The sequence below is a fragment of the Clostridia bacterium genome, assembly GCA_017620395.1.
Taxonomy (GTDB): domain Bacteria; phylum Bacillota; class Clostridia; order Oscillospirales; family RGIG8002; genus RGIG8002.
Map to the genome: position 1 here is coordinate 25,865 of JAFZQJ010000018.1, position 15,672 is coordinate 41,536.

The window sequence follows — 15,672 nt, forward strand, 5'->3', positions numbered from 1 at the left end:
ATAGTTTATTATTCGCTTCCTTCGCTCTCGCCTTCAGACGAGCCCTCGCTTTCTTCGGGAGCGCTTTCCTCCGACGAGGAAGGCGATCCTCTGCCCGCGTAGAGCTTGTCCCCCGACGTGACGTCGACGGTCCACTCGCCCACCGAGGGGAGAGAACCGTTGATCCACGTCTTGACCATCCGCACCTTGTAATCGAGGTCGGAATCGCCGCCGAGCTTGGCGGTAACTCTGCCCTCGAGCTTCATATTTACGCTTATCGGACTGGTGAAGACGATACTATCGATGTTTATTATATCATTTTCTTTCAGTATCGTCAATAAGTCAAGCAATATTTTTTCCGAAATCTCGGAATCCGCCTTCGCGGTCTCCCCTTCGTCCGTAATATCGAGCGTAATTCCGCTCAAAACCGGCGTCGTTTCCGGCTCGACGGAGGTTATCTCCATAACGCGCAGATCCTCCGAAAGCAGCGCCCAGCGGTGCTCCCCTATAAGGTAGCGGCAGGACGGCTCCGTTTCCGTTACCTTCAGGGTGACTGTCGACGGAAGCTCGCGAATGACCTGCACGTCGGATACGTAAGGCAGCGCCTTGAGTATCTTCTCTTTGATGCCGGATTTGCTCATCCGCAGCAGGTTGTCGCCCTTCTCGATACCGGACGCCTTCACTATCTGCTCTTCGGTGTAGCGGCTGTTGCCGCCCACCTTTATCCGCGACGTGTTGAAAAAGACTGTCAGCGACAGGATAAGACAAACGACGCAGACCAAAAGCAGCAGTACGAGATATACCGCCGTCTTGCGTCTGCGCCTGTATTTCTTTTTGCGTCTGGCGTTATACTCCCGAAGCTTCTCGGAAGCGGCCGCCTGCGTGCGCTGTTTCATTTTTCACGTTCCCGTATATTTTTGCGCCTGCGGCGGCGAACGCCGCTTCGACGCTTTCGTATCCTCTGTCTATATGCTCAGTTCCCGATATGACGCTCACGCCCTTCGCGCCGAGCGCGGCTGCGACCAGCGCCGCTCCGCCGCGCAGATCCGTGCAGGCGGCCTCCGCGCCGGTGAGGAACGGCTTTCCGCGGATGACCGCGAGCGAACCGTCGTATTTCACGTCCGCGCCGAGCTTCGCCAGCTCGCGCAGGTAGCGGAAGCGGCCGCCGAAGACGGTCTCGTTTATCACGCTGACGCCGTCCGCGAAGGCGAGCGCCGCCGCGAGAAGCGGCTGGGCGTCCGTCGGGAAGCCCGGGTAGGGCGCGGTGCGCGCGAAGCGCACGGCCTTCAGCCTATCCGGCGCCGTCACGGTAAGACCGCCGCCGGACTCGCGGAAGCGGCATCCCGCTTCCGAAAAGGCGGATATCACCGCCGTCATATGCTCCGGCTCCGCGCCGCGAAGCGTAAGCTCCGAGCCCGTCGCGGCCGCCGCGGCGATGTACGTGGCCGCGGCTATCCGGTCGGGTATACAGGTATGCTCGCAGTCGCCGAGGGCTTCGACGCCGTCGATCACGACGACTTCGCCGCCGGCTCCGCTTATCCTGCCGCCCTTCGCGTTTATGAAATCCGCGAGCTCGGTTATCTCCGGCTCCCTCGCCGCTCCGACCAGCACAGTCCTGCCCTTCGCGGTCGAAGCCGCTATGACGGCGTTCTCGGTCGCGCCGACGCTGGGATAAGGAAGCACGATCTCGGCTCCCTTCAGCCGCCCCGCGCATTCGCAGATCACAAGCCCGCGGCTTTCGGATATATCCGCGCCGAGCAGGCGCATCGCTTTGAGATGAAGGTCTATCGGGCGCGGACCGAGCTCGCATCCGCCGGGAGCGGAAACGACCGCCCTGCCGCAGCGCGCGAGCACCGCGCCGAGGAATATCACCGACGACCGCATCCGGCGCATCAGCTCCGGCGGGATGTCGCATCGCGGGACGCGGGCGGCGTCCACGGTCACGGTTTCGCCGTCGCGTTCGGCTTCGCAGCCAAGCATGCGCAGTATTTCAACGGAGCTGCCGGTATCGGCCAGGCGCGGACAGTTATGTATCACGCTCCTGCCGCCGAGTACGGACGCGGCAAGCACCGGCAGCGCGCCGTTTTTCGCGCCCTGAACGCTTACCTCTCCGTGAAGCTTATTTCCGCCGTCAATAACAAGAGTTCCCATCCGCGACCTCCGAAAAAGCATTTACGTGCCATTCTATGCCTTTCCGGAAGCGGGAGTGAAGCGCCGTTATTTGCCGGCTCTCTCCAGTTCGGAGATTATGCAGTCGAAAACCCGCTCGCCGTAGTCGTAAACGGCGGCTTTTTTCAGGTTTTCGGTCATTTCGTTTCTTTTCGCGTTATCGAAGATGACGGTCTCGAGTCCGTCCTCGAGCGCCTTGCAGTTGTAGTCCTTGTCGTCGACGAGGATCGCCGCGCCGGCGTCCGCGAGGTGCTTGGCGTTGTGGAACTGGTGGTTATCCGTAACGTTCGGCGACGGAATGATTATCGCGGGCTTGCCGGCCGCGCTCATCTCCGCGAGGGAGCTCGCGCCGCAGCGGCAGACGACCGCGTCGCAGGCGGTCATATACTTCGGCATATCCTTTATGTACTCGAAGACGCGGATGCTCCCGCCCGTTTCGACGCCCGCGTCGTCGAGCGCCTTCATGAACTCTTCGTAGTAAAACTTGCCGATGCCGTGTACTATCTGTATTTTTTCTTCCTTGTGGTGTCTGATTATGTAGGCGAGCATCGCGTCGTTGATCGTGCGTGCGCCGAGGCTGCCGCCCGAGCAGAGCAGCAGCGGACGGTCGTCGAAGCCGAGCTCGCGGCGGCACTCCGCCTTGTCGAGCTTCAGCAGGTCCTCGTAGATAGGCACGCCCGTGACCACGCTGCGCGTTCCCTGCGGCAGCTGCGCGGCGGCCTCCGGGAAGGTCAGCATGACCGCGGAGGCGTACTTCGCGGCGAGCTTCGTCGTCATGCCGGCGACGGCGTTCTGCTCGTGGATGAGGCAGGGTATGCCGAGCTTGTGCGCGGCGAGCAGCGTCGGGCCGCTGACGTAGCCGCCCATGCCGACGACGATATCCGGCTTGAACTCCTTATATATCTTCTTGCACCTGCGGCGCGAGGTGAATATGCGGCGGAGCGTGCCGAAATTATAGGGCGAAAGACTGCGTCTGAAGCCCCTGATGTCTATAAATTCGATTTTGAAGCCCGCTTCGGGAACGAGCTTCGCCTCGATGTGGTTTTCCGTGCCGATGAAGAGTATTTCCGCGTCGGGCATGCGGCGCTTGATGTACTTCGCCGCAGCGATCGCGGGGTTGATGTGGCCGGAGGTGCCTCCGCCGGCGAAAACTATCCTCATTTTCATCTTCCTTCCGTTGTTGTCCTTCGCGCCAGGGCGCTCCCGCGCCGCGGGTTCGAAGCGCCCTCGGGCGAGCCGGAATAGCGCGATATGTTCAGCACGACGCCCATTTCAAGCAGCAGCAGGACGAGCGAGGTGCCGCCGTAGCTGAAGAACGGGAGCGAGATGCCCGTGCTTGGGATCGCGTTGCTGACGACGGCGATATTGAGCAGCGTCTGCGCGCCGACCTGCGTCATTACGCCGACGCAGATGAGGCAGCCGAACTTATCCTCCGCTTTCAGCGCGATGCGGAAGCCGCGCCAGACGAGCAGCGCGAACAGCAGGATTATCACCACCGCCCCGATGAAGCCGAGCTCCTCGCAGGCGATTGAGAAAATATAGTCGTTATGCGCCTCCGGCAGGTAGCCGTATTTCTGCTGGGAGTTGCCCAGTCCGAGCCCCATGAGTCCGCCTGAGCCGATTGCGTAGAGCGACTGGATTATCTGATAGCCCTCCCCCTGCGGATCCGACCACGGATCGAGCCACGCGTTGACGCGCTTGCCCATATAGCTCGTCATGCTCACGACAAGCACGACGAGCAGCAGGACTACGAGAAAACACAGCAGCAGGTGCTTCCAGTTCGCGCCGCCGACGAAGACCATTACCGCGCCGATAACGACGAGCAGCACCGCGCCCGAAAGATGCGGTTCGATCATGACGAGCAGCGAGAAAACGCCGGTTATCCCGAGCGGTATCAGTATCCCGTAGGTGAAGTTCGTCATCTTGTCGTAGTATTTGGTTATGACGTGCGCGAGCAGCAGGATCATGCCGATCTTCGCGATCTCGGACGGCTGAAAGCGGAGGCCGAGATAGATCCAGCGCCTCGCGCCGTTGACGGTGACTCCCATCGGGAAGACGAGTATGAGCAGCAGCAGCGAGACGCCCGCCGCCACCACCGAAAGCCTGCGGTAGAACCTGTAGTTGAACCGCGAGGCGACGAGCATCGCGCCGACGCCGAGCAGCGCGGCGATGAGCTGCCTTTTGATGTAGTACATGCTGTCGCCCTCGTCGGCGAGTCCCGCGGCGTAGCTCGCGGAGAACAGCATTACCAGACCGCTGATAAGCACAAGGATAACGAGCACGAGGAACGGCAGATCCAGCGGCGGAAGCTTTTCTTTATTCAGTTTTTCGGCTTTCGCGACCGCGGAAGTTCCCATACCTGCCCCTTAAAGCTTAACGAAGTACACCCACAGGAACGCGCCCGCGCAGAAAAGCAGGGTGATCCCCATGGCGGTGAAGACGATCCGTATCTCGGACCAGCCCTTTTTCTCAAAATGGTGGTGTATCGGCGCCATCAGGAAGACGCGGCGCTTCGTGCGCTTGTAGTGCAGCACCTGAATGACGTCGGAGAGTATCTCTATCATATAAACGACGCCGACGATAAGGAATACCAGCGGCATCTTCAGCGCAAAGCAGAGCGTGCCGACAAGTCCGCCGAGGAAGAGCGAGCCGGTGTCGCCCATAAACACCTTCGCCGGGTAGAAGTTCCAGACGAGGAAGCCCATCATGCCCGCGGCAAGCGCGGCGGCGAGTATCGAATAGCCCTCCAGCCTGAAGGCCGAGGCGGTCAGCAGAAGGAAAACTCCGACGATCCACGTAACGCCGGAGGCGAGTCCGTCGAGCCCGTCCGTTATGTTGACGGCGTTGACTATGCCGACCATCGCGATAACGGTCAGCGGATATATTGCCCATCCGATGTCAACGCTGAGCTTCGTGAACGGGATATCTATCTGCGAGGAGAGCAGGCCGCTGAGCGCCATCGAAACGGTGAACGCTATCGCGGCGGCGAACTGCAGGAAAAGCTTCTGTTTGACGGTCACGCCGAGGTTCTGCTTCTTCGATACCTTGATGAAATCGTCGATAAAGCCCACCAACCCGAAAAGCAGGGCGGTGAGTCCGCAGTAGATTATGCCGTATTTTTCACCGCCGTCCGCGGCCTTGCTGAGCGCGAACGGTACGGCGGCTCCGATGCCGAGGATGAACATGACGCCGCCCATCGTGGGAGTGCCCTGCTTCTTCTCGTGCCAGGTCGGGCCGTCCTCGCGGATCGACTGCCCGAAGCGCAGTCTGCGGAGCAGCGGTATAAGCACGAGTCCGCTCAGCGCGGTGACCGCGAAGCTCAGACACGCTGCGATAACGATATAATAATCACTCATCGCGATTCCTCTCTCTTCCGTTTATTTACGCCCTTCGGCGAACACTTCCTCTATTACCTCTTCAAGCCGCTGTGCGCGGGAAGCCTTGAAAAGCACGGCGTCGCCCTCGCGGAGCGTCTCCTTCAGCCCCTGCGTCAACGCGGGCTTGTCGGGGAATATCACGACGCTGCCGCGCCTGCCGGCGACGGAGTTGAAGCCACGTTCGTAATCCGCGGCGAACCTGCCGTATATCATCAGCAGATCCGCGACGGACGCCGCTTCCCTGCCGACGCGTTCGTGCGCGGCGGGCGAGTAGTCGCCCAGCTCGACCATATCCGAAAGCACGGCTATGCGCCTGCCGTTTCCCGTCTTCGACAGCAGCGAAAGCGCCGCCGACATTGAGTCCGGAGCCGCGTTGTAGCAGTCCTCTATGACGGTCACGCCGTCCTTTTCGTAGACGGTCTGGCGCATCGCGGCGGGGCGGAAATTGCCGATGCCGCGTATCGCGGAGAGCGGTTCCGCTCCCGCGACGGTCGCCGCTGTGAAGGCGCCGAGCGCGTTGTAAACGTTGTGTCTGCCGCTGACCGGCACGATCATATCGTATTCGCCGGAGGCGGTCTTTATCCTTACCTCACTGTGGTTGTCGCCCTCGCGGAGTATCCTGCCGCTGACGTCGGCGTCGCCGAGCAGCGAGTAGCGGATTATCTTTATGCCTTCGGGCTCCGTCACGGCGGAGAGCATATCGTCGTCGCCGTTCAGCACGAGCGTTCCGCCCGTCTTCATGCCCTCGACGATCTCCATCTTCGCGTTCAGTATCTCCTGCCTGCTGCCGAGCAGCCCGATATGCGAAATGCCGATGTTGGTGATGATCGCGGCGTCCGGCTTCGCGGCGCGGGTAAGGCGGCTTATCTCGCCGCGTGCGTTCATGCCCATCTCGATGACCGCCGCTTCGACGGTTTCATCAAGGCGGAGAAGGTTGAGCGGCATACCGATATGGTTATTCAGGTTGCCGTCCGTCTTTATCGCGTTCATGCTTTCGGAAAGGGCGCAGTAGGTCATATCCTTGGTGGAGGTCTTGCCGACGCTGCCCGTCAGCCCTATCAGGAACGGGCTGAACATATCCCTGTAAGCGCCCGCGAAGCGCAGCAGCGCCTTGGTGGTGTCGTCAACGCGCACGACCGGAACGGCGCACTCGCAGTCGTCGTGCGCCATAACGGCGGAAGCGCCGCGTTCGCACGCCTCCCTGATGAAGGCGTGGCCGTCGAGCCGCTGCCCCTTTATCGCGATATAGAGCGAGCCGGGAATGACCTTGCGCGAGTCTATCGCGACGGAAACGACTTCGCCGTTCCCCGCAGCGACGCCTCCGGCGAGCTTCGCGACCTGTTCAACCGTGAGTTTTATCATTGAGAAAGCCTCCTTTCGGGAGCCGCTTTAATTATTCTTCGATAGTATATCCGCGACGATCTCGCGTTCGTCGTAGTGTATCTTTTCCGTGCCGAGTATCTGGTAGGTCTCGTGCCCCTTGCCCGCGAGGATGACGACGTCGCCGGCCTTCGCTTCGGCGAGCGCGGCGGCGATGGCCTGCGTGCGGTCGGTGATGACCGTGTAGGGCGTTCCGGCGTCTTTGACTCCCTCGAGGATATCCGCGATTATCGCTTCCGGATCCTCGGTGCGCGGGTTGTCGGAGGTGATGAAAATGTAATCCGCGAGCGCGGCGGCGGTCTCGCCCATCAGCGGCCGCTTCGTTTTGTCGCGGTCGCCTCCGCAGCCGAAGAGGCATATTACCCTGCCCTCGGCGAAGTCGCGGACGGCGCGGAGGATGTTTTCTATGCCGTCCGGCGTGTGCGCGTAGTCAATGATAACGGTGTAGTCGGTATCCGTAGGCACGACCTCGAGCCTGCCCTTGACGCCGTGCGAAACGGCGAGCGCCTCCTTGACGGCGGCGAGCGGGATTCCGAGCGCGTAAGCGGCGGAGGCGGCGGCGAGCGTGTTATACACGTTGAACATTCCCGGCATACGGGTTATTATACGCGCAATGTCTCCGCGCGTGACGAGCTCGTAGGTCGCGCCCGTGCTCTTCAGCTCGACGTTCTTCGCCGTCAGGTCGGCGTCGTCCGAGCGCGCCGAGTAGGTCAGCGTCTCTCCGTGCGCGGCGGCGAGCATTTGCGCTCCCGCCGGATCGTCCGCGTTTACGACGGCGATGCGCGAAACGGAGAACAGTTTCGCCTTCGCGGCCGCGTATGCCTCCATCGTGATATGGTAATCGAGGTGGTCCTGCGTGAGGTTGGTGAAAACGCCGACCTCAAACACGCATCCATCCACTCTGCTCTGGTCGAGCGCGTGGGAGGATATCTCGCTGACGACGTATTCGGCGCCGGAGTCCGCCATCTGACGGAGCAGCGAATAAAACTCCTTCGCCTCCGGAGTGGTGTAGTTCGCGGAGACCTCCCTGCCGCCGATGACGTTGGAGATAGTGCCTATGAGTCCGACGCTGCGGCCGGTGTGTTCGAGTATGTTTTTGATGAGCACCGAAGTCGTGGTCTTTCCGTTCGTGCCGGTAACACCTATGAGTTTCAGCCGCTCCTGCGGTCTGCCGTAGAAATTCGAGCACGCCAGCGCGTAGGCCCTGCGGCAGCTGTCGACAAAGATATTCACGCTGCCGTCGCCGGGGTCGCGCTCGCCTATGACGGCGACCGCGCCCGCCTTCCTCGCGTCGGCGGCGAAGACGTGGGCGTCCACCCGCGTTCCGCTGACGCATACGAAGACGCTGCCGGGCGCGACCTTGCGCGAATCGGCGGTTATATCCGTTACCTCGGCGTCGATGTCGATCTCCGTTCTGTATTCGATTCCGTTAAGAAGTTCTCTGACAGTCATTTTCAAGTCTCCCGATGTAAGTAGTGGTTGGAGAAGCTACTGCACCTGATCGTAGTGCAGGAAGGTCACGCTGACGACGGTGCCCATCGGCACCTCCGTGCCCGGCGCGACGCTCTGGGTATTCACCGTCGTTCCGCTCTTCGCGACGTCGGTGCCCTTGACGCGTATATTCAGCCCCGCGTCGGTCAGCTCTCTGTTCGCCTCGCGCGAGGTCATGCCGGCGAGGTCCGGAACCTTGACCGTTTCGAGCTGCGCGCCCTCGGTGACGAGCACGACCTGCCCCTTCGCGGGTATGGTGTCGCCCTGGCGCGGCATCTGCTCGACGACGCGTTCGCCGTCGCCCAGCACCTTGCAGCTGAAGCCGGCGTCCGCGACCGTCTTTTTCGCCTCCGAAACGGTGAAGCCTATCGTGTCCGGAACGGTCTTGTCGAGCTTCGCAAGCTCCTTCTCGGTGTAAGAAGGCTCGATGCCGAGGTAAGGCAGCGAATCCTCGAGTATCTTCGCGACGACCGGCGCGGCGCAGGCGGAACCGCCTCTGTTCGCCGTGTTCGGCTCGTCTATCATAACGAGGATCGCGATCTCCGGATCGTCCGCCGGCGCGATCGCGGCGAAGGAGGCGATACGGAGGTCGTCTCTGCCGGTCTCGTTCTGCTTCTGTATCTTCTGGCTCGTGCCGGTCTTGCCGCCGACGCGGTAGCCCGCGACGTAGGCGTTTTTGCCGGTGCCGTTGGTGACGACGGACTCGAGCATTTTGCATACGGTCTTCGACGTTTCGTTCGAGATGACCTGCCGCTTTATAACGGTCTGCGCGGCCTCTATCGTCTTGCCCTCCGAATCGACGAGCCTGCCGAGGATGTGCGGCTGAACGAGGTAGCCGCCGTTGGCGACGGCGCACATCGCGGTTATGACCTGCAGCGGCGAGACCGTGAAGGTCTGGCCGAAGGACGCGACCGCGAGCTCGACTGCGCCCATCGTCTTCGGATCGAAGAAGACGCCGGCGCTTTCTCCGGAGATGTCTATCCCCGTCCTGCCGAGGAAGCCGAACGCCTTGGCGTATTCGCAGAACTTCGTCACGCCGAGCAGACTGCTCAGCTTTATGAAGCCGGGGTTGCAGGAGTTCTCGAGTATCTGCGTGAGCGTTTCGGAGCCGTGACCGGCGGTGTACCAGCAGCCAATGTTGCGGTCCGCGACGGTCACGCCGCCTCCGCAGTAGAACATGGAGTTGAGGTTGACAACCCCTTCCTCGAGCCCCATCGACATGGTGAACATCTTGAAGACGGAGCCGGGGTCGTAGGTCGACGTGACCGCCTTGTTGTTCCACATCTCGGTCAGCGTCCTGCGGCGCAGGTCGTCGTATTCGTCGCCCTCGAGCTTGCTCAGTTCCTCGAGCACGGCTTCGTCGGTTATTTCATAGGGCGAGTTCGGGTCGTAGTCGGGATAGACCGCCATGCCGAGCACCGCGCCCGTCTTGACGTCCATCACGATCGCGCAGCCTCCCTCAGACGCCTTTGCGCGTTCGACGCCCCATTTCAGGTGCTTCTCGCAGAAGTTCTGCACGCCCTGATTTATCGTCAGATAAAGATCGTAGCCGTTGATCGGCTCGATGCGCGTTTCGTACTTGCTCGTCATCTCGCCGGTCAGTGTGTTGCGGGAGGACATAACTCTGCCGTCCGTTCCGCGCAGGTAGCCGTCGTAGTACGCCTCGGCGCCCTCAAGCCCCTGATTGTCCGAGCCCGTGAAGCCGATCAGATGAGAAGCGAAGCTGCCGTAAGGATAGTATCTCTTGGTATTCTCTTCAAACGTCACGCAGGTTATGTGATTTTCCGAAACGAATTCGCGCACGCGCTCGGTCACGTCCTTTTCGACGCGGCGCTTTATGCGTTCGTACTTGTTTTTCTTCAGCGTCTGCGCGTAGACCGCGTCGTAGTCGAGTTCGAGGATCTCCGCGAGCCCCGACGCCAGCTCGGCGCGTTTTTCGTCGCTCTTGATATCCGACGGATTGATAACGATGTCCCAGACGGTCGCGCTCTGCGCGAGGACGACTCCGTTACAGTCGAGGATGCTTCCGCGCTTGGCCGCTATGGTGCTGTCCGTCGTCTGCTGCTCCAGCGCCTTCTTGCTGTAGAAATCGTGGTCGATGAGCTGCGCCTTCGCGAGAACTCCCGTTAAAGCGACGGAACCGAGCACAGCGATAATAAGCGCCACGGCGGTGGCGCGAACTCCCATTCGCTTGCTCGGTTTTTTAGCCATGTTTTTTACCTCGTTTGCCGCCGCGGCGGCGCGTGATACGCTCTGAAACTATAATACTTCTCCCCGCCGCCGACTATTACTCCGGCGCGGAAAAATGCCCCGTTATATCGAAAAATGCGGCTCGGAACGGCTCTATGCCCCTCACAACCCGCAAATCCGAATCAGCTGTTTGCCGCGAGCGCCGCAGGGGCGCGTTACGGCTCAGTCGGCGGAGACCTTGTCGCCCTCCGCGACGGTAAAATATTTATATTGATACTTTTCCGCCTTGACCATACCGTAGCTTTCGGCAAGCTCGCTGACCTTCTTCATTGAGAAGGTCTGGTCGATCTCGACCTGCAGCAGCGTGTTCTGCGAGGTCAGTTCGCGGTTGCGCTTCTCCGCCGCCTTTATCGCAGACGAAAGCTCGTTGGAGCGCATATATGAGAAAAGCAGCCCCACGACGAAGGTCGCTACCGCGGCGAAAACGGCGAGATAAGCCCAGACGGATTTCACCATGGCTTTTTTCGAGTTTTTCTGTTTTTCAACGAGCTTCAGCTGTACGGCGTGCTCGGTCGGCTTGCGCTCCTCGAAACGGGAGAAGTCGTAGGCGAGGTTTTCTCTTACCATGGTTTATATCCTTTCCGCAGCGCGGAGCTTCGCGCTGTGCGATCTTTTGTTCTCTTCAAGCTCCCTTTCGGAGGGGAGCACCGGCTTCTTCGTAAGCACCTTCACCTTCGGCACCGTGCCGCATACGCATACCGGCAGGTCGGGCGGACAGGTGCAGGTCCGCGCCAGCTCTGCAAAGGACTGCTTGACGATGCGATCCTCGAGCGAATGGAAGGAGATCACCGCGATCCTGCCCCCGACGTTCAGCATATCGCAGAAGCTGCCCATGAGCCGCTTCAGCTCGCCGAGCTCGTCGTTGACTTCTATCCGCAGCGCCTGAAACGTGCGCTTCGCGGGGTTGCCGCCCGTTCTTCTCGCGGCGGCGGGGATCGCGCTCTTGATTATATCGGTCAGCCTTCCGGCAGTTTCGATGCGTTCTCTTTTGCGCTCCTCGCAGATGAAACGCGCGATGCGGGAGGCGAACTTCTCTTCCCCGTATTCGCTTATTATCCGCGCGAGCGTCCTTTCGTCGGCTGCGTTGACCAGATCGGCCGCCGTTACGCCGCCGCTCGCGTCCATACGCATATCCAGCGGCGAGTCAGAAGCGTAAGAGAAGCCGCGGGCGATATTGTCGATCTGGAAGGAGGAGATTCCCAGATCGGCGATAACGCCGTCAGCCCGGACACCCATTTCCGAAATGACTTCCGCGGCTTCTCCGAAGTTTCTTCTGACGAACACGGTCCTGTCGGCGTAATCCTTCAAGCGCGCTTTCGCGGCTTCAAGGGCGTCGGCGTCCCGGTCGAAGCATATCAGTCTGCCGCCCTTCCCGAGGCGTTCGGCGATCGCGAGGGAGTGCCCTCCGCCTCCGGTCGTCAGGTCGACGTACACGCCGTCAGGTCTGACGTTCAGCAGCTCTATGGTTTCATTCAGGAGTACCGAATAGTGTTTGAACTCCATGCGGTCAGATCTCGATGCTGCCGAGCAGCTCCTCGATATCCTCGTCGTCTCTGCGCTCCTCGTCGAGCCATCTGTCGCGGTTCCATATCTCGATATGGTCGCTCATGCCGGCGACGACGACGTCGGTCTCAAGCCCCGCGAACTCGCGAAGGTCGGCCGGCAGGATTATGCGCCCCTGCTTGTCCACCTCGACCTCGAACGCCGAGCCGAGGAAGAACCTCTTGACGCGGCTCTTGCTGACGGGGAGCTTCTCGACGCTCTCGCGCCACGCGTCCCACCTGTCGAGCGGGTAGCCGGATACGCAGTTGCCGTAGCCCTTCGAGACCACGAAGGTCGCGCCCATCTCCTCGCGGTATTTGGCGGGGACCGAGACTCTGCCCTTCTGATCGAGTGTGTGGTTGTAGTGTCCTATAAGCATGAATCCGGCCTCCTTTCGTCCGCGATTTATGGGATTTGTTACCACTGTATGGGATTTCATACCACTATACTCACAATTATAACTATAATTTCGAAAAAATCAACCCCTAATTTGAGATTTTTTCAAAAAATTTTAAGCGTCCGCACGGAAAGCGGAAGCGCTGCGTTTTTCGCTTTTTTCCGCGCGGTTTTAAGGCGGGATCCGCGCTCCCCCGCCGGCTTAAAAAGCGCCCGCCGTCCGCCGCGGGAAAGCGGCGTTTTCACGGGCGGGCGAAGCGGGCGCGGGCTTGAATTATTTACATATAATTTTTTTGTCGAACGGACGTTTTTACTCTTGCAATCGGCGTTACGTTTTGGTATAATACTTTTGTTTGAGAAAAATTCTCCCCGACAACCACAAGGAGGTCATACGGACAATGGCAAACACCATCACCAAAATCCCCTTCAAGGGAACGAAAGAACAGCAGGAAGAGCTCTTCAAGGCGATCGACAGGTACAGCGGCCAGAGCGGCGCTCTGATCCCCGTGCTTCAGGAAGCGCAGAAGATCTACGGCTATCTGCCCTACGAGGTGCAGAAGATGATCGCCGAGAAGCTGAACGTCTCCATGGAAAAGGTCTATGAGGTCGTCACCTTCTACGCGCAGTTCTCGCTGCAGCCGCTTGGCGAATACAACATCTCCGTCTGCCTCGGCACGGCGTGCTACGTCAAGGGCTCCGGCGACATCTTCGAGAAGCTCAAGGAGAAGCTCGGAGTCGACAACGGCGAATGCACTCCCGACGGCAAGTTCCGTCTGGACGCCTGCCGCTGCGTCGGCGCCTGCGGCCTCGCCCCCGTTATGACGGTCAACGACGACGTCTACGGACGCCTCACCGTCGATCAGCTTGACGGCATACTCGCCAAGTACGGCTTCGGCAAGTAAGCCGCGATCTCGTGTTACGGAAGGAAACGCAAGATGAAAACCTCTACCATTAAGGAGCTGCTCGACGCGGAAGTCATCTGCGGCGAGGAGTGGCTCGACAGAGACGTCTTTTCCGCCTGCGGAAGCGACATGATGAGCGACGTGCTCGCCTACGTCAAGGACCAGGCCGTCCTGCTGACGGGGCTCGTCAACTCGCAGGTCGTGCGCACCGCGGAGATGATGGACATGAACTGCATCGTCTTCGTGCGCTCAAAGCGCCCCACCGAAGAGATGGTGGCGCTGGCGAAGGAGGACAAGATCGTCCTGCTCGCGACCAAAATGCGTATGTACGAGGCCTGCGGCCACCTTTACGAGAACGGGCTGGTCGGCAACAGGGTGAAGCAATGAGCAACGCCATAACCTTCCATTACGACGTCGACGGCACCGACTTCACCTCGGCCGGTCAGGCTTCGGTGCAGATCAAGAAGAACCTGCGTCAGCTCGGGATCGATCCCGAGATAATCAGGCGCGTCTCAATCGCAATGTACGAAGGCGAGATCAATATGGTCATCCACGCCCACGGCGGAGCCGCGGACGTCACCGTTTCGCCGGAAGCCGTCGAGATAGTGCTTTCCGACACGGGCCCCGGCATCGCGGATATAGGCCTCGCGATGCAGGAGGGATACTCCACCGCTTCGGACAGCATCCGTTCGCTCGGCTTCGGCGCCGGCATGGGGCTGCCCAATATGAAGCGCTACACCGACTCGATGGAGATCGACACCGAGCTCGGCAAGGGAACCACGATCACAATGAGGGTCAACATAGGCTGATCCGGCAATCATTTCGGGAAAGGAGCGGTGCGGTATGAACGAATACGAACATTCGGTATGCCTCGAGGTCGAGAAGTGCAACGGATGCACTACCTGCCTCAAGCACTGCCCTACCGAAGCGATACGCATCAAGGACGGTCACGCCGTCATCAACCAGGAACGCTGCATCGACTGCGGCGAATGCATACGCGTCTGCCCCAACAAGGCGAAAAAGGCCGTCTGCTCCAAGCTTGACGCGATGGACGGCTTCAAGTGGAAGATCGCGCTGCCCGCGCCGACGCTCTACGGGCAGTTCGACAACCTCGACGACGTCGACTACGTCCTCGACGGACTGCTGAAGATCGGCTTCGACGACGTCTTCGAGGTCGCCGCCGCCGCGGAGCTCGTCTCCGCCTACACGCGGCAGTACCTGCAGACGGAGGGCGTCAAGAAGCCCGCCATCAGCTCCGCCTGCCCCGTCGTGCTGCGCCTTATCGGGCTGCGCTTCCCCTCGCTGAAGGACAGCATCATCCACCTGCTCCCGCCGATGGAGGTCGCCGCCCGTCTCGCAAGGGAACGCGCCAAGAAGAACCACCCCGAGCTGAAGGACGAGGAGATCGGCGTCTGCTTCATCTCCCCCTGCCCGGCGAAGGCGAGCTACGTCAAAAACGGCTTCGCGGACTACAAGAGCGCCGTCGACGCGGTCGTCTCCATCAGCGACATATACTTCCTGCTCATCAACGAGATGAAGCACTCCGAAAACACCGACCAGCTCTCCGAATCCGGCATGATCGGGATCGGCTGGGCGTCCACCGGCGGCGAAGCGACCGCCCTTTTCAACGACAACTACCTCGCGGCGGACGGGATCGACAACGTCATCCGCATCCTCGACCAGATCGAGAACGGCAACATCCCCCCGCTCGAATTCATAGAACTGAACGCCTGCACCGGCGGCTGCGTCGGCGGCGTTCTGACGATGCAGAACCCCTTCATCGCGAAGGCGCGTTTGCAGACGCTGCGCCGCTACCTGCCCGTTTCGCGCAACTTTATCGGCAAGAACGGCGAGAAGTACATCCCCGACGGCTACCTCTTCAACGACCTGCCGAAGTACCGCCCGATCTCCCGCCTGAGCAACGATATGGCCAAGTCCCTGCGTATGATGGCGGATATCCAGAAGCTCCGCGAGGAGCTGCCGGGCATCGACTGCGGCGCATGCGGAGCGCCCACCTGCCGCGCTTTCGCGGAGGACGTCGTCAAGGGCAAGACGACGAAGGAAAGCTGCGTCAACCTGCGCGTCGCGCAGCTTGAGAATATGCTCTGCGGCGGGAACTGCGCCGAATGCGCCGAGGCCGCCGAAACGCCCTCCCTGCCCGACGATTTCCACTCGTTCGACTGATC

General features: G+C 60.5%; 15 protein-coding genes. 4 read left to right on the forward strand and 11 right to left on the reverse strand.

Annotated features, from left to right (window positions below; genetic code table 11):
• Nucleotides 1–8 precede the first annotated feature (8 nt).
• The 11 genes from J5441_03205 to mraZ all read right to left on the reverse strand — a co-directional run bounded on the left by J5441_03205 (nucleotide 9) and on the right by mraZ (nucleotide 12,627).
• Nucleotides 9–875, reverse strand: coding sequence for an FtsQ-type POTRA domain-containing protein (locus J5441_03205; protein ID MBO4934163.1), 867 nt, complete (start codon nucleotides 873–875; stop codon nucleotides 9–11).
• Nucleotides 826–2,130 (reverse strand): UDP-N-acetylglucosamine 1-carboxyvinyltransferase, encoded by a 1,305-nt coding sequence (gene murA, locus J5441_03210; protein ID MBO4934164.1) that lies wholly within the window; start codon nucleotides 2,128–2,130, stop codon nucleotides 826–828. The genes J5441_03205 and murA overlap by 50 nt, the downstream gene beginning before the upstream one ends.
• Nucleotides 2,131–2,196: 66 nt before the next feature.
• Nucleotides 2,197–3,309, reverse strand: coding sequence for an undecaprenyldiphospho-muramoylpentapeptide beta-N-acetylglucosaminyltransferase (gene murG, locus J5441_03215; GenBank protein ID MBO4934165.1), 1,113 nt, complete (start codon nucleotides 3,307–3,309; stop codon nucleotides 2,197–2,199).
• 2 nt (nucleotides 3,310–3,311) lie between these two features.
• Nucleotides 3,312–4,505 carry a putative lipid II flippase FtsW gene (ftsW, locus tag J5441_03220; GenBank protein ID MBO4934166.1) on the reverse strand — a complete coding sequence of 398 codons (1,194 nt, stop codon included), beginning with the start codon at nucleotides 4,503–4,505 and terminating at the stop codon, nucleotides 3,312–3,314.
• Between the two features lie 9 nt (nucleotides 4,506–4,514).
• On the reverse strand, nucleotides 4,515–5,504 hold the full coding sequence (locus tag J5441_03225) for a phospho-N-acetylmuramoyl-pentapeptide-transferase (GenBank protein ID MBO4934167.1): 990 nt from the start codon (nucleotides 5,502–5,504) through the stop codon (nucleotides 4,515–4,517).
• 21 nt (nucleotides 5,505–5,525) lie between these two features.
• The gene (locus J5441_03230) at nucleotides 5,526–6,887 is read right to left on the reverse strand and encodes a UDP-N-acetylmuramoyl-tripeptide--D-alanyl-D-alanine ligase (protein ID MBO4934168.1); all 1,362 of its coding nucleotides are present in this window, start codon (nucleotides 6,885–6,887) and stop codon (nucleotides 5,526–5,528) included.
• Between the two features lie 27 nt (nucleotides 6,888–6,914).
• Nucleotides 6,915–8,357: a UDP-N-acetylmuramoyl-L-alanyl-D-glutamate--2,6-diaminopimelate ligase gene (locus J5441_03235; GenBank protein ID MBO4934169.1), complete on the reverse strand. Its 1,443-nt coding sequence runs from the start codon at nucleotides 8,355–8,357 to the stop codon at nucleotides 6,915–6,917.
• A 36-nt stretch (nucleotides 8,358–8,393) separates the two neighbouring features.
• Nucleotides 8,394–10,607: a PASTA domain-containing protein gene (locus J5441_03240; protein MBO4934170.1), complete on the reverse strand. Its 2,214-nt coding sequence runs from the start codon at nucleotides 10,605–10,607 to the stop codon at nucleotides 8,394–8,396.
• Nucleotides 10,608–10,808: 201 nt separating this feature from the next.
• Nucleotides 10,809–11,213 carry a hypothetical protein gene (locus tag J5441_03245; GenBank protein MBO4934171.1) on the reverse strand — a complete coding sequence of 135 codons (405 nt, stop codon included), beginning with the start codon at nucleotides 11,211–11,213 and terminating at the stop codon, nucleotides 10,809–10,811.
• A gap of 3 nt (nucleotides 11,214–11,216) precedes the next feature.
• Nucleotides 11,217–12,149 (reverse strand): 16S rRNA (cytosine(1402)-N(4))-methyltransferase RsmH, encoded by a 933-nt coding sequence (gene rsmH, locus J5441_03250; protein ID MBO4934172.1) that lies wholly within the window; start codon nucleotides 12,147–12,149, stop codon nucleotides 11,217–11,219.
• 4 nt (nucleotides 12,150–12,153) lie between these two features.
• Nucleotides 12,154–12,627 carry a division/cell wall cluster transcriptional repressor MraZ gene (gene mraZ, locus J5441_03255; GenBank protein MBO4934173.1) on the reverse strand — a complete coding sequence of 158 codons (474 nt, stop codon included), beginning with the start codon at nucleotides 12,625–12,627 and terminating at the stop codon, nucleotides 12,154–12,156.
• Nucleotides 12,628–12,982: 355 nt separating this feature from the next.
• On the opposite strand from mraZ, the gene J5441_03260 reads away from it, so the two are divergent.
• Genes J5441_03260 through J5441_03275 form a run of 4 tightly spaced genes read left to right on the forward strand, consistent with a single transcriptional unit; the run spans nucleotide 12,983 to nucleotide 15,670 of the window.
• Nucleotides 12,983–13,486, forward strand: a complete 504-nt coding sequence (locus tag J5441_03260) for an NAD(P)H-dependent oxidoreductase subunit E (protein MBO4934174.1) — start codon at nucleotides 12,983–12,985, stop codon at nucleotides 13,484–13,486.
• 33 nt (nucleotides 13,487–13,519) lie between these two features.
• Nucleotides 13,520–13,873 carry a hypothetical protein gene (locus J5441_03265; GenBank protein ID MBO4934175.1) on the forward strand — a complete coding sequence of 118 codons (354 nt, stop codon included), beginning with the start codon at nucleotides 13,520–13,522 and terminating at the stop codon, nucleotides 13,871–13,873.
• The gene (locus tag J5441_03270) at nucleotides 13,870–14,295 is read left to right on the forward strand and encodes an ATP-binding protein (protein ID MBO4934176.1); all 426 of its coding nucleotides are present in this window, start codon (nucleotides 13,870–13,872) and stop codon (nucleotides 14,293–14,295) included. Before J5441_03265 ends, J5441_03270 begins: the two co-directional genes overlap by 4 nt.
• A 34-nt stretch (nucleotides 14,296–14,329) precedes the next feature.
• Nucleotides 14,330–15,670, forward strand: coding sequence for a 4Fe-4S dicluster domain-containing protein (locus tag J5441_03275; protein ID MBO4934177.1), 1,341 nt, complete (start codon nucleotides 14,330–14,332; stop codon nucleotides 15,668–15,670).
• Nucleotides 15,671–15,672 lie beyond the last annotated feature (2 nt).